Annotated in this window: 11 protein-coding genes; all 11 read right to left on the bottom strand. The window is 50.0% G+C overall.

Going from position 1 to position 12,799, the window contains the following annotated elements:
* Positions 1-4: 4 nt before the first annotated feature.
* Positions 5-922 carry a bile acid:sodium symporter family protein gene (locus IE055_RS07565; RefSeq protein ID WP_189399456.1) on the bottom strand — a complete coding sequence of 306 codons (918 nt, stop codon included), beginning with the start codon at positions 920-922 and terminating at the stop codon, positions 5-7.
* 38 nt (positions 923-960) lie between these two features.
* Entirely contained in the window at positions 961-2,142 is a 1,182-nt protein-coding gene (locus IE055_RS07560; protein WP_189399454.1) for a hypothetical protein, read from the bottom strand.
* Positions 2,143-2,287: 145 nt separating this feature from the next.
* Positions 2,288-2,983, bottom strand: coding sequence for a hypothetical protein (locus IE055_RS07555; protein ID WP_189399453.1), 696 nt, complete (start codon positions 2,981-2,983; stop codon positions 2,288-2,290).
* Positions 2,984-3,348: 365 nt separating this feature from the next.
* Positions 3,349-3,996, bottom strand: a complete 648-nt coding sequence (locus tag IE055_RS07550; protein WP_189399450.1) for a hypothetical protein — start codon at positions 3,994-3,996, stop codon at positions 3,349-3,351.
* A 326-nt stretch (positions 3,997-4,322) separates the two neighbouring features.
* Entirely contained in the window at positions 4,323-5,918 is a 1,596-nt protein-coding gene (locus IE055_RS07545) for a tetratricopeptide repeat protein (RefSeq protein WP_189399449.1), read from the bottom strand.
* A 19-nt stretch (positions 5,919-5,937) separates the two neighbouring features.
* On the bottom strand, positions 5,938-7,533 hold the full coding sequence (locus IE055_RS07540; RefSeq protein WP_189399447.1) for a tetratricopeptide repeat protein: 1,596 nt from the start codon (positions 7,531-7,533) through the stop codon (positions 5,938-5,940).
* Between the two features lie 230 nt (positions 7,534-7,763).
* Complete coding sequence (locus IE055_RS17935) at positions 7,764-7,889, bottom strand: hypothetical protein (RefSeq protein WP_268244531.1); 126 nt, start codon at positions 7,887-7,889, stop codon at positions 7,764-7,766.
* Positions 7,890-8,185: 296 nt separating this feature from the next.
* Positions 8,186-9,109 (bottom strand): 5-oxoprolinase subunit C family protein, encoded by a 924-nt coding sequence (locus IE055_RS07535; RefSeq protein WP_189399445.1) that lies wholly within the window; start codon positions 9,107-9,109, stop codon positions 8,186-8,188.
* A complete protein-coding gene (locus IE055_RS07530; protein WP_189399443.1) occupies positions 9,106-9,795 on the bottom strand; it encodes a 5-oxoprolinase subunit B family protein in 690 nt (229 codons plus the stop codon). Before IE055_RS07530 ends, IE055_RS07535 begins: the two co-directional genes overlap by 4 nt.
* Complete coding sequence (gene pxpA / locus IE055_RS07525; protein WP_189399441.1) at positions 9,792-10,544, bottom strand: 5-oxoprolinase subunit PxpA; 753 nt, start codon at positions 10,542-10,544, stop codon at positions 9,792-9,794. Before pxpA ends, IE055_RS07530 begins: the two co-directional genes overlap by 4 nt.
* 148 nt (positions 10,545-10,692) lie before the next feature.
* Positions 10,693-12,780: a S8 family peptidase gene (locus tag IE055_RS17995; RefSeq protein ID WP_189399440.1), complete on the bottom strand. Its 2,088-nt coding sequence runs from the start codon at positions 12,778-12,780 to the stop codon at positions 10,693-10,695.
* Positions 12,781-12,799 lie beyond the last annotated feature (19 nt).

Below are 12,799 nucleotides of genomic sequence, written 5' to 3'. Positions count from 1 at the left end.
GTCATTAGTTTGGTGTCGTGCCAGCATTGCTCAGTCGAAACACCATAACCAGTACCAGACCTGCAATCAAATGCCAGGTGCCCCACAATCCAACCACGGCTGCGGCGCCGCCTAACCCACCCAGTTGCGTGAGCAGTATCACGATTCCTAAACCACTATTCTGAATCCCTACTTCGAATGTGATTGCACGCTGTTTAGCCTTATTGGCACCAACTGCTCGGGCCACCAGGTTTCCCAGTCCAAAGGCCAAAAAATTATGCATCGCGACGACGCCGAGCAAGCTGACGCCGATCTGCAAAAACTCGTCCAAATAGCGTAGCACACTGACCGCGATGATCACCATTAACGCGACGCCACCCAAGGCCACAACTGGGCGTCGAATCGCATCCGCGAAACGTGGTGCAAAATGGGCGATCAACATGCCTACAACCAAGGGTAATCCGAGAATAGCGCTGGTGTGTATTAAAAAAGAAAGTGAATCGAACTCCAAGGTGGTCAGCAAGTTTGCGGTAGGTGGATACAGACTACTCCAAAACACAATCATGACTGGCGTGATGAATGCGGCGCAAATGCTCGATGTGGCAGTTAACGACACCGATAAAGCGACATCCCCTCGCGCGAGTAAGACCAGCAGATTGGAGACATTTCCGCCGGGACAACACGCAATCAGAATCATGCCCAAAGCCACTGAAGGAAGCGGACCGAGAATAAAACACAAGGCCAGCGTCAGTAGGGGAAGCCCTAATAGCTGGCCGAGCAAGCCCGCAAAAAATACCCGAGGCTCGGTACGGAAAAATGCAAAATGACTGGTTCGCAAACCGAGGGCAACGCCCAGCATCATCAGTACTAGAGCAACAGAAAGACCAATTTCGGAGCCTTGACCCAGATCAAGGGTGAAGTCGTCGATCGCCGCCCCATTCACGATGGCAAGCTCCGTGGTCTCTTCAGGGTAGCCCGCACTTATTCGGGCGTCACGCGTTCGACTTCGTACAGCTCGATTTTTGCTATGTCACCTTTGGGCACGGTGTAGGTCATCACTCCAGTATAACGATAAATCTCTACCGCAAGCGACGAGCCAGTGACCGTCAATAAGCGGCCTTCGATTGGGGATCGGTCCTTGGTTCGCTGAATCCGCACATGCTTATTGATGTAGTCGCGAGCCTGGCCAACGCTGATGGCAGTGTAAACCACTTTCTTCTTCGGCTTAACTACGGCCTTTGGTTTTTCCTGCTCTTTAATTTCTATTGGAATCGCTAAGCCATCGACGCTGACCTTAAGGTTCAGCTTTTTAATTATGTCTTTGCTTTTCATTGAACGCGATCCGCCCATCTTCAACAGTTCTTTACTCGGTTTCATCACGAGATCGGCCTGCACGCCGCCCTGCATAAACTTCACCAACGACTCACGAAACTCCGGCCCGTAATCCACACCAAAGGAGTTGAACGAATATTTGGCAGATCCAATGATCTTGTTGAAGTAATCTTCCGAACTGATTTTGAAGACACCCGCACAATATTCGCCCACTGCGGCTGAGACCTCGGCATTCAAGTTCGCGGTAAGAGAAATTTCTTTTAATGGTGTATCACCGCCTACCATCGCCAGTTCTAGCGCACCGGAATCAAACACCCATTCCATGCTCAATGAGCCGGTATCGTCCTGATAATAGAGGTTCATGCTGGCGTTATAGGGGTCACGGAAATCAAAACCGAACTGTGCATCAGCCTCGATACGGTCCAAACCAATCTGCGTGTAGGCGTAACTAGACCAGATATCCCGACACGGCTTAGTGTCGGTCGACATATCAAACATCGCCGAATCAAAGCCCATACCATCAATGTTCAAGTTTAATTTATCCGGAAACTTGCCGTCTTTGAAATACGACTTGCCGCGCAACAACAGAAAGCGATCCGACGAGGACAAGGATATTTTTGAGATGCTAATATCGTGATCTAGCTCGGCCGGTTTAACCACCACACCCGTCACCGTCAGGGAACCGTCGTAGCCCACCTTAAGATCTTGATACCGCGCATCCACCATCGAACGCGCACTGATGAGCATTTGATCAAGCTCCTTCTTGTAACTGTATTCGATATAGTATTTGCCTCCCACCACAAGTAGCGCCAACACTACGAGTACAATCACTAGGTTTTTCATGTATATGCCATCAGTATAAAATTGGTCGTCTAGATTATGACGCGCAACGCAGAGAAAATCCACGCGAGTTCATGATTGCCTGCGGTAATGTCCAGCAGAAAAGGACATCGAGCGAGCAGCCATGCATCACGCGCTAGACAGTGGTTGCCGAAGTCGCTTTTACGTATTTACGCACAGCGAGTCGAATCAGAACCGTACCAATAACGGTTGGCGCCAACCACGGCAGCATCGACCAGTAGCTCTGGAACACATCACCGATAAGCCGTGTTGCCCCAAACGCCAGAAACGCAGTGTGTGCCGCGATCCCACTGGTTCCCATACCTTCTATATGACGATGCAGCCAGTGTCGCCCAGCGTACGGTGCGCCACGCAACTGTGCGACCACCTCCCCAAGGTTAATCACCCCCAAAAATCCAAATACATACATCAGGATGGCAGTACCCAGAGACGGCAGCGACAGACCAAATGCGATAAGCCCGAAACCCGCCACCACATTGGCGACATTCAATGCTAACAAAGTTCGCTGGTAACCTGGTTTCACGCTGCGCTTGTTCGACAGAATCGCTACGCCCATCCACAAAGGTTTGCCCGTAAGCAAGGTCAGAAATCCCAAAAATGCCGCGTTAACCAGCTCAACTTGAACCAGGTTAATGATGCAAAGCAACAACGACGTCCAGACCACAACCCACATCGCCTTGACATAAATGCGCCCAGTTTGGCGATGCACACGCCCACCTTTGCGAACCAATACCGGCAACCAAAATGTAAGCAAAGCAAGCGTACCAGCCAATACATGGGCAAGTAATAAAACCGGATCGAGAATAGCCATAACGAGTTGCTCCTGAAAGTGAAATAACACACAAGGAGCTTAGCGCCAGCGCACTCCCAGCTGGTCCTAAAGTGACAAATCGCAAAGTGGCTGTGACGAAGTCACAATTTAGTGGGCTGAATTCCACAACGCTGGGGCGGATAACAAGTTAAATTACCAAAACTACCACTCAGTCACCCTAAACAAGAAAGTACATCATTCTGAGCTAAACCTATCCGTGACTCTGAGCGAAGCGAAGAATCTTCCACCTCACCAATCAACTCAGTCACACGCAATTGAATAAGAGCGCGAACTATGAGACCGTATCCTTTATTTATTGACTATTTATTGTTATCAGGGTGTCCTTTCATTCCCTCTTCCTTTTCTTACTTATCCTCATTACAACGCTGCTTGGCTTCAAGCAATCGAGACTCTACGTGACTCTGGATATCTCGCCAGTGCGGAAGTGCGGATCGAGCAAAGTCGTATTCAATTATTAAACTTTCGTCGAAAATCTGTCTAAACCTACATTCAAACTGTAACCCTGAAGCAGTGGTCGGGCAGTCACCTACGTAGTAAGTGCTTAAAGGCACCTCCGAAATAGAATCATCTCCCAGATTCAGTGATTCAGCCAAAAAAAAGTAATCGCCTCGAATGCTTTCCTGTTCAACTTGATATACAAGTAGGCCTAGCTCTTCGTTGAGTAGAGGAGAAACCTTGTTTAAAAAGTTGGTAATGCGCTTGTCTCGCCGAAGATATTGATCACCGCTGACATTTAAATCGTTAATCCACATAAACAAAGAAGTCGCTGTACTCGGGTTGCGCTTATTGGCTTGGCGCACGGCGACGTTAAATCCGCTAACCTTAATAAATATTTCGTGCTTCGGAGACCTTGATTTTTTAGGACTACGATGCTCGTATACTTCTTGCGACGAAAAACAAAGTCGCCCTTTATCGTATTTATAGGTGCTAAATTCCGCACTGAAGCTAACGTCAGAAATCAGAAAGATGGAAAGCAAAATAAATTTCCACATTTATAGTACTACTCCATTAGTTTGGGGGATCAAATAAATCAAAAAGTACCCCGAACGTTACCATAACAGCATCCTCCTCTGGTTTTCCTAGGAACGGGGTTCCACCATATAGCCCCCTTGGAATACCCTACTTATCAAATACATTGTGGTGAAAATCTGTAGCTTGTTGGTTTGAGAGCACTCCAAAATATACGCCTCTTCCTGAGCGGTCAGCTTCAAAGGGAGGGTATTCAATCTTTTTTGCGACGAATAACAAAGCCACACACACCAATTCATCTGGAATTTATCATATCGAATTGCTGCATTGAATATCGGTATAAGTTCAACTAGATTCCTAAATTTTCCAGCTTAAATAGCTCTCGTACATCTTCAGAACTCAATTCACCATCGAACTTTCTTGTAGCCGCCTCTGGACACCGTCCAGATTCTTTAAGCTCGAAAACCATCCTGTAAACTAAATTAGAGATTTCTTCTCCACACGCGACTTTATGGCTACCCAGCTTATAATTGCAACCAACAAAGTAACTCTCCAAGTCGTCCACCACGTCACATTTACCTCGTTCATTGTGGATTTTGGCCAGCTTGAAAGACGTCCACGGGTCGTAAGGCTCCGCTGAGAGTAGTCGCTCGTATAAGGACTCAGCCCACTCCAAATCTCGCCCCCTGGAAACAACCTCATTAGCCACATTATTCAAAACTCCTGATCCTGTCCTACCATACGGCTCCAGAGCAGCATAATGTTTCTCAAAAAGGTCTTTGCGCCCCAAACTACCGTAAACTTCGGATGCAACCAAATTTGCCTCAGGCGCGAACTCTGATAAGTTGAGTGCTTGTTCGACGTAAGAAGCGGCTTTCTTATAATTTGGATAGTACAGCCAGGCCCTCGCTCTTCTTATCAACAGGTCATAGTCATTGGGCTGATAGCGAGCTACTATTTCCAAAAGTTCGTCGCCTCGTGTGTACGATTGAACACTAGTAAACGCAGATGCCAGTGCCTTTCTGTAACGCATCGACCCCGGGTTGCTCTTAAGCGCTCGCTCAAAAGACTCTCGAGCTGCCCAAGTTTCACCGCCAATCAATAAGTCTCGTCCTCGATAATACTCAACTATTCCTGATAGTTCCGAGAGATTAGGGTTATCTTGAGCAAGGTTATCGATATACCTCAACAAATCTAATTCAACCGCCTTGCTCTCACTGCTCTCTCGAAGAACGTCGACAGCCGCAAAATAGAGATCAACCGACTCTGGAGATTTCTGAATCGCATTTGCTACTAACAAGCTGGTTGGCTCATTAGAAATTTTAGATTCACACCGCAATCGAAGATCTGCAAAGAGATCGTCATATAGGCCTAGCTCGTCACTCTGTTTGAATAAGCGGTGTGCGCGACGAAGATTACGCTGATACTCAGCCAAGCTTCGTTCCGGGAGTTCCTCTAAAGGCTGCCGCCCTCTCCAAGCCAATGCGTCCATATAGTAGTGCATTCCCAACGCCACACTACTGGACCATGACGCGCTCTCAGAATTCCATTTGATAAGCGCTTTCCGTAACTCGGGCGAAACGAGTCCGAACGAGTTAAACAAGTATCGGATATCTCTCTCGTGCAAGCGCTTATCTTGGTAGTCACCTAAGTTTGACTGCAGAGTCGTCTCAAGCTCAGCATAATCGCCGGCTTTTGCTAACTCTATGAGGGTAAAACGAAGGTCAGGATCAACTCGTAATTTACGTCCATCGTCCTCCGGGTCATCAAACTCAGGTTTCCACGTGTTGTGCCAAGGGTTGAATCGATCTCTGGCCAAATTCTCCGGCGGCGTCTCCACGAAGCTCGGTTCGTCTGGCGCAGTCGCCATAAAAAAAACGGCCCCACCTAGGCAAGTGGTGACCACCAAGGTGACTAACAACCAAAAAGTCTTTGAATATTGCATTAATAAATCGACCTCCGAGCTAAATCGTGTCTTGTTCAGGAATTAAATGTTCTAAGTCGTACTCCTTAATCAGATCGTCGAGAGGGATTTCGCCATCGAATGTTTTTTCGAAAACTTTTGGACAGTTTTGAGCGTCCTTCAGCTGTTGTACAGTTTGCCATGCCCAATCCTGGTTTCTGGTCGTACAATAGTATTCATGTTGCCCAACTTGGTTATTGCACCCGATGAAATACGTATCGAGCGAGTCCACGGCATCGCAACTCCCGTTTTCTAAATATATTTCAGACAGTCGGAAAGACGCCCACGGATCAAAGCGCCGAGCTTCGAGTGCGCGCTTGTAAAATTTTTCGGCTAACTCAACCTCGTTAAGATGGTTTCGGTACATAGATGCGATTAAGTTGAGCTCGTATGGCTCCTCGCTGGCGAAATAAAGTACTCTCTGTATCGCGTTTTCCGCCGCTTCTTTGTTACCGGCGGAGGAATGCAATCGTAGAGCAAACAAATTTGCGTCCCGATGATTGAGATCCTGTTGGAATAGACGGTCTAATACAGTCAGTGCCTCTTCGGTCTTTCCTAACCCATTTAATGCCTTGGCCCGCAGGTGTAACAATTCGACTCTATTTGGGCGATACCTATCGACGATATCCAACACCTCGAGGGCTTTCTCGAACCTCCTTATCTCGATATATAATTCAGCAATTGCAACTCGATAAGCGGTCGATTTTGGATTCTGCTTGATCGCCTCCCGATAGCTTTGGATGGCCTGCCAACTGTTCGCTTTCTCGAAGCCTATTGCTTCGTAATAACTGGTTAACCCCTTCAAGGAGGAAAGTTTCTCATCTTTATTGGCTAATTTCTCTGCGCGATAAATTAGCTCTCGTCTCTCCATCTCTTTCCCCCCCCATTTGGGTTGCATAAAATTTGCAGCCAGATGGTACAGTTTATCTACATGAGGGTAATCTTTGAGTGCGCTGGTGATAATCGTTTGCTTCGAATCAAGCCCCAGATTGAGTTTGGTAGTCACAAGGTAATTAATAAACACATCATCCCTAGGCTTGCCCGTCAACGCTTGCTGAAAGTGATCATATGCATATTGCAGATACTCCTTGTACTTCCTGCGATTCAATTCAGGCACATCCCGCCAGTAAGACGTATCACGCCACTCCCAGGCATTCCTAAATGAGTAAACTCCGTTCGCCACTAAAGAAGACCATGTGCGCGAGTGTTGCAACCAAGAGGCTAATTTCTGTTCATAGTCGGGGTTTGCAACCTCAAACGTTTTGAAGAGATACTCGATGTCTTTACGCCTCAATTCTCCAGAGTCAAAAAGAGAGACGTACTCCTCCAGTGTACTCTCAAGAGTTTCGAAGTCACTTTGTTGGAGAAGTTCCATTAGTTGAAACCGCAGGTCAGGATCGATCGAGAGCATGATATCAGTGGCCTTCGGGTCTTGTATTTCCGGAGGAACTGGGGCTTTATAGCGCTGCGATGCCTGTGCTCTGGACTGCTGCTCCGTCGAGTAGTGCGATCCATTAAGCATTTCTGAGATCCGAGGGGCAGATAAGATGATCAGCAACAGAGTTAGAAGGCTGAGTAGCAGGAGTTTGGGGTTCACAGAGGTTCACCGTTTTGGGTAAATCGAAAGTTCATTTAAAACTCTAAACAATACAAGGTCAATACAATACGCTGTATATCCACCTACACTGGGGTCACCGTACTACTTAGTTCCACCGAGGAAGACACATTTCCATCGTATTCCCCTGACCTTTCAATGCTTAAATCTAGGCACAAATGAGTGTCTTCAACGTTAAATAGATCAACGTACTTTCCAAAGAAATCACGCATTTATCCAATCACCTTCACGACACCAATCACCTTCACGACACCAATCACCTTCACGACACCAATCACACCACGTTGCCATAACGCGCGTTGGAGCTGCACTCGCATGGACATAAGTTTTTCGTCCACTCTGTCGCAACTCATCCTCCTTGGCGAATCGATCATTTTCTAAACGGGGCAGGGGCGAAAATTTAATCGCATCTCGAAATACGCGACCACCCATGTCTCCCGACCAAGGAAGGTGACAGATGTGACAGTGAGTTTAGCTATTTAAATATCCGTATCTTAGGACATCCATGGTTCGTAGGTTTTTTTAGATTACCACACAATTTAAAATAGACATACCGTACAGTTGACTGTTTATTAACATCCCGATCAACAACAGGAATGCAGAATAGTCGAGACCGCGTCGTACGTCAGATTGATCAGTACTCAACCTCGAGAAAGCTCATCATTTGATCCCACTCCCGAACCATCTCATCATACCCCTGCCCGCGAAAACGCACTTTCGCACCCGGCAATCGCTGACTCAGCGCGGCACCGGATCGCTGGCTAATGCAACCGAGTTTGGGGTAGCCGCCCATGGTTTGGCGGTCGTTGAGAAGCACAACTGGGTTGCCATCTGGCGGTACTTGAACGGCACCGTAGGCGATGCCTTCCGAATAGAGCTGCTCGATTTCATGGGCGACTTTAGCCCCTGCCAATTGGTAGCCCATGCGGCTGCTGGCGGGTTGTACTTCGAACTCAGTTTTAAAAAATGTTGCAATGCTTTCGGTGGGAAACAAATGCGCTTGGTATCCGAGCAGTAGGTCCAGTGTGAGCGGTTCGTTGTAATCCGGGACAAAGCGTGTGGGCACTGCTGTTTGGAAAGCATGCGGCTGGATTTGATACAAACGCAGCACACCTCCCGGCTTGAGTACTGGGGTTCCGGGTAACGCTTCTTTGTCGACCCAGGAATAACTGTCGTAGATTTGCGGCCAGTCAAGCGCTCCCGCGAAGGCTAGGTAAGCGCGTAGACCGGAGCGCGGAAAACCAAATGCAAGCGTGTCGCCACACCGTAAGTTATATGACTGCCAACCGTCCATCGGCGAGCCATTCAATGTTGCATTAAGGTCGGCGCCGGTGAGCGCAATGCGTACATCGTGCAAGATATCGAACGCAACATCGCCGACGGTAATTTCCAGCATGGCGGTATCGTGCTGCTGTTGCAACAAGCGATTCGCCCATAGAAAGGCCTGACGGTCCGCAGCACCGGACTCGGTGATTCCATGATGCATACTTTGTTTGCGCCCAAGGTCTTGCACCTGCACCACACCGCCCGCTCGCGTTAATCGACAGACCTGTGTCATACCATTGATACGCCAGCCAGTCGGTCGAAGTGAGCGCGGTCTATGGGCACGAATTCGACGGTGTCACCGGCACTAAAGTCACCCGGTGTGGGCAACTGTGGTGCGCGCCCAATAATCTGCCAGCCGCCCGGGGACGCGCTCGGGTAGATTGCAGTTTGACGATCAGCAATTGCCACACTGCCAGCAGGAACAGTCGCACGAAAAGTGGCTCGTCGCGGTGCCGACAGACGCTCATCCACGTGACCTAAGTAAGCAAAACCAGGTAAAAAGCCAACGGCAAACACGGTGTAGATTGCCTGACTGTGGATTGCCGTCACGTCGTCAGGCGTGAGCTGTTTAAGGGCTGAAAATTCGTGCATGTCCAGCCCGAGATCAGGATCGTAACACACCGAAATTCGATGATGACGGCCAGCGAATTGAGACGTTGACTCGAACTCAGCGAGCCAGGTTCGAATGGCCGCCTCAACGTGAACCCAATCAATCGACCGCAGATCGATCTGCACCATCAAACTGCAATACGCGGGCACAGTATTGACCATGGCTGCACCGAAATGTGTACGCAAATTGTTCGCCAATTTACCGATCACGGCAACCAAATGTGCGTCTGGCAAGGCGCCTTGATCGAGCGGCCAAGTCAAAAGCCAAGTATCGACCGATACCGGCGCGATATGAACGTCGGAACTCATGCCGATCCAAGCTGACGGCCTAATTGCTTCGCGGCTTGGACCGAAGCTGGGTTGTCCCCGTGTAGGCACACCGAATCTGCCTTCACAGGCACGGCCTCACCACCGAGTGCAATAACCTGCATTCGATGCTGTAATTCATCGACCTGCGCCAAAATTACATCGACAGAACCGTGGACCGCATTTGAATCTGTCCGAGCGGTTAGCTGGCCATTGACTTGATACAAGCGGTCTGCGAAGGCCTCGAAGCATAAAGGCACACCCGCCTGCTCTGCTGCTGAACGCATGGCCAGCGTGGTAGCCGTCGCAGACACCATCCATATCAGAGGCAAATCATAATCCATCAACCACGCCAACACGCGCTGAAACAAGTCGACATCGCGACTTACATCGTTGTACAACGCGCCGTGTAATTTAAGATAACTGAGAGGCGCGGCGGCACGCTCACACACAAGACGCAATCGGTTAACTTGCTCGGTCAATGTTTCTCGAAGTGCGTGATCAGACATTGCCATACTGCGGCGCCCGAAGTGATCACGATCTGGGTAGCTGGGATGCGCTCCGATCGTTACCGAATACGCCAGACAGGCTTGTACTGAGCGAGTCATGGTGGCGCTGTCACCAGCGTGGCCACCACAGGCGATGCTGGCCTGATCCAGATGCGGGTAAAGTGCCAGATCGGTATCTAAGCCTTCGCCGAGGTCTGCATTGAGAAGCAACGGTCTGTCTGTCTTTTTGGTAACGCGAGTCATGCGCCGAGCTTGCCATGCACACCGCGATCTCGCAATCACCTTAGGCAAAAAAAGATGAGCATAAAAAAACGGCCACCCGAGACATCGGGTGACCGCTTATTCTTAGACAACGCGAGCTGAGTTACCCGCGCTGTGATTTGCCAATCAATTAATTGGACGAAGCCTGTAATCGTACACCAGAGTACGCTCTATAACCGCGTATTCGAATGTACCAGGTTCCCGCTGTCGGGCTATTGATCGTACAGGTTTCATTATTGCCAGTAAGGTATGGACGGCAATCGTAGGTGGATGTGGTTGGGCTACTGCCGTAACGCACATACAAGTCCGCATCGCCCGAACCACCGCTGATTTGCACCACCAGTTGGGATTGACCGGCGGGTACATCCAGCGTGGCTTCTTGCCAGCTGTTACGCGCACCAGAGATACCAGAGATATCGATGCTCTCAGCTTCACCGCCACCACCAGTTGTGTAGTCAGCAACCAACGTCACACCGGAGTACGTCGAGTAACCTCGAACCATCACGTGATAGGTGCCCGCACTTGGCGCGCTGACCGTGCACGTTTCGTTGTTACCGCTCAACCATGGACGACAATCGTAGCTTGACGTTGTTGGCGCAGAGCCAAAGCGTGTGTACAGATCCGCATCGCCGGTACCACCAGAGATGGTGAACGTAAGATCACTGGCGCCTGCAGGGACTTCCAGTGTGAAGCGCTTCTCATTACCCGCTGAGCCAGACAGACCCGTTTCAGGCACGCCTTTCTCCAATACACCGTCACCGCCAGGAGGTGGCGTGATACCAGAGGCTGCGGCAACCGCTGCAGCCGCATCGACAATGCCAGTACCACAGCTAGAGCATGACCCTGGAAAGCTGCGTGCAGTTGACTTCAGAATGCTCTCAACTTCCGCGGGCGTGATCCCTGAATCCACGGCATACAACAGAGCCGCTGCTCCAGCAACGTGCGGAGCGGCCATACTGGTACCCTGAAAGTAGGCATAGCCGTCACCCGCTGGGGCACCTGAACCGGTGTTCACAGTAGACAACACACCGTCTGAGGTGCCGGTGCTTTGATCACCACCCGGTGCAGCCACGTCGACCACACTACCAAAGTTAGAGTAGTACGCTTTCGAACCAGAACGGCCCACGGACGCCACAGTCACCACATTGTTGCAGTTCGCCGGATTGGCGTTCGAGGCGTTAACGTTGGAGTTACCGGCCGCAACCACCACCGTGGCACCGAGGCTCACCGCAGTGTTAATCGCGCTTTGTGTGGTTGACCCACATGAACCGCCGCCACCGAGACTCATATTAATGACGTCAGCTGGATTCGCATTGGCTGGGACCCCAGGCACCGAACCGCCGGCTGCCCAGATAATGCCATCAGCGATATCTGAGGTGTAACCACCGCATTTGCCGAGTACTCGCACTGGCACAATCTTGGCATCATACGCGACACCAGCCACACCGACACCGTTGTTGGACACCGCGGCAACCGTACCGGCCACATGCGAACCGTGCCAGCTGCTACCACGTGCGCCTCGCCCGTCGCCACACTCATTGGCTGCGGTCGCATCCCCAGTATCACGAGCATCTGAATCACGACCATTACCGTCGTTAGCGATGCCTGAGTCACTGATCATATCGTAGCCTTGAAGGATGTTGCCCATCAGATCTACGTGCTCGGTATAGCCGGTGTCTAACACCGCTACGACCGTACCAGAACCGGTTGAGTCATCCCATGCATCTGGCAAGTTCAAACCTGCAGTTGACTCATAGTAATGCCATTGATTTGAGTAGCTTGGATCGTTAGGCGTCGCCATTGGCTGCATCAACTGGTCGATTTCGACGGAGGCCACACCAGCCTGAGAAGCCAACTTAAGCATGGCTGCTTGTGCTTGTGCTTTGTCGAGTCGTTTGTCGAGCTTGAATACATGCGAGCCCATCGCAGTTTTACGCACGTACTTCATACCTACCCCGGCCGCACGAGTAGCGGAGGCAGCCATACTCGATGCTGAATTTGTGGTAAGAAGCTGGGCGTTGGCGCTGGATTGATCGTAGGTAACGATGAATCGATCAGCAAAAGTGGATGTGGAAGTGGAAAGTGTTGTGTTGGAAGATAGTGCGGTTGCTAATTCTGCTGCGTCGTCCTGCATGACGACAGCGTTGGCGGTCATTGTTATAAGGGTTAATGACGCACCACAAAGTGTGCCCCGTAGAGCACTTTTTCTTATTTTCATGATTTTTGTATCCTGAGTT

The organism is Arenicella chitinivorans (assembly GCF_014651515.1).
GTDB classification, from domain to species: Bacteria; Pseudomonadota; Gammaproteobacteria; order Arenicellales; family Arenicellaceae; genus Arenicella; species Arenicella chitinivorans.
Note: the sequence above shows the minus strand (reverse complement) of the source record. Positions and strands in the feature narration are given on the sequence as shown.

Bases quoted from the DNA above. Each gene is read 5' to 3' on its own strand.
- IE055_RS07555 (WP_189399453.1), bottom strand. From the start codon at position 2,983: ATGGCTATTCTCGATCCGGTTTTATTACTTGCCCATGTATTGGCTGGT.
- IE055_RS07550 (WP_189399450.1), bottom strand. From the start codon at position 3,996: ATGTGGAAATTTATTTTGCTTTCCATCTTTCTGATTTCTGACGTTAGC.
- IE055_RS07545 (WP_189399449.1), bottom strand. From the start codon at position 5,918: ATGCAATATTCAAAGACTTTTTGGTTGTTAGTCACCTTGGTGGTCACC.
- IE055_RS07535 (WP_189399445.1), bottom strand. From the start codon at position 9,109: ATGACACAGGTCTGTCGATTAACGCGAGCGGGCGGTGTGGTGCAGGTG.
- IE055_RS07530 (WP_189399443.1), bottom strand. From the start codon at position 9,795: ATGAGTTCCGACGTTCATATCGCGCCGGTATCGGTCGATACTTGGCTT.
- pxpA (WP_189399441.1), bottom strand. From the start codon at position 10,544: ATGACTCGCGTTACCAAAAAGACAGACAGACCGTTGCTTCTCAATGCA.
- IE055_RS17995 (WP_189399440.1), bottom strand. From the start codon at position 12,780: ATGAAAATAAGAAAAAGTGCTCTACGGGGCACACTTTGTGGTGCGTCA.